The sequence below is a fragment of the Allobosea sp. 01N443 genome (assembly GCF_056399325.1).
In genome coordinates, this window is sequence record NZ_JBFTRC010000387.1 from 1 (window position 1) to 1,317 (window position 1,317).

The window sequence follows — 1,317 nt, forward strand, 5'->3', positions numbered from 1 at the left end:
TCCGTGGCGGCGTTCAGTCGATCAGCAATGGGCAGCAGTCGATCAGCAATGGGCAGGTCGAAGCCGGTCTCGCGCTTGGCCTGCACAAGGCGCAGGTCTTCCGGCTGATCGTTCTGCGGCCGGCGCTGCGCGCGATCTTTCCCTCACTGACCAGCCAGTTCGTGCTGCTGACGCTGACGACCAGCGTCGCCTCCGCGATCTCTGCCTATGAGCTGACCTCAGTCGCACAACGGATCGAGTCGGACAGCTTCCGCAGCTTCGAGGTCTACGGGACGGTGACGCTGTTCTACCTCGTCATATCCTGGCTGATGATGCGCTTCTTCGCGCTCATCTCCGGTCGGTATTTCAGCTATCCGGTCAAGTGAGGAGATCGTCATGGGTACAAACGAATTCCTCTTCCTCCTCACCGGACTGAAATGGACGGTCTTCCTTTCGGTGATCGGCTTCGTCGGGGGCGGTATCTTCGGGCTCGGCGTCGCTCTGGCGCGGACCTCCGGTATTCCGCTGCTGGAGCGTGCAACCTCAGGCTATATCGCCATCTTCCAGGGCACGCCGCTGCTGATGCAGCTTTTCGTGGTCTATTACGGACTGGCGCTGATCGGGTTGAAACTCGACTCCTGGGTCGCCGTCTCGATCGGCTTCACGCTGCATGCCAGCGCCTATCTCGGCGAAATCTGGCGTGGCTCAATCGAAGCCGTGCCGAAGGGCCAGACCGAGGCCGCCAAGGCGCTGAGCCTGAACTATGTCTCGCGGATGAAGGATGTGGTCCTGCCGCAGGCTATCCGCATCTCGCTGCCGGCGACGATCGGCTTCCTGGTGCAGCTGATCAAGGGAACGTCGCTGGCTGCCATCGTCGGTTTCACCGAGCTGGCCCGGGCTGGCAACATCATCTCGAACCAGATCTTCCAGCCTCTCCTCGTCTTCGGGATCGTGGGGGCTCTGTACTTCGTCATGTGCTGGCCGCTCTCGCTCTTCGGCGCGCGGCTGGAACGCCAGTTTGCCGCGGCAACACGCTGACGAGGCCGGCAACAGACACCGCGCCAATTCCGGCCAGGCAAGTTCAACCAGGCAAGATCAACCAAGCAAGATCAACCAAGGGAGTGAGACATGACATCTTCGAACAAGGGATTGCTCAACCGCCGTCAGGCTCTGTTGGCCGGCGCGGTCGGGCTTGCGGCGCCCGGCCTGCTGCTGCGGCCTGCGCTGGCGGTGACGCCGGCGGAGATCAAGGCGAAGGGCAAGCTGGTCGTGGGCATCCAGGGCGACAATCCGCCCTGGGGCTTCGTCACCAGCGCCGGCAAGCAGGATGGGCTGGAT

The 1,317-nt window shown here is 62.6% G+C and carries 2 protein-coding genes and 1 pseudogene; all 3 read left to right on the top strand.

Features of this window, described 5'->3' with window-relative positions; genetic code table 11:
• On the top strand, positions 1-365 hold a 365-nt coding region (locus AC1DRP_RS36580), incomplete at its 5' end, for an ABC transporter permease subunit (protein ID WP_476771139.1).
• A 10-nt stretch (positions 366-375) separates the two neighbouring features.
• Positions 376-1,017 carry an amino acid ABC transporter permease gene (locus AC1DRP_RS36585; RefSeq protein WP_441489915.1) on the top strand — a complete coding sequence of 214 codons (642 nt, stop codon included), beginning with the start codon at positions 376-378 and terminating at the stop codon, positions 1,015-1,017.
• Positions 1,018-1,107: 90 nt separating this feature from the next.
• Positions 1,108-1,317 (top strand): annotated as a pseudogene (locus AC1DRP_RS36590) (transporter substrate-binding domain-containing protein); the annotation flags it as partial.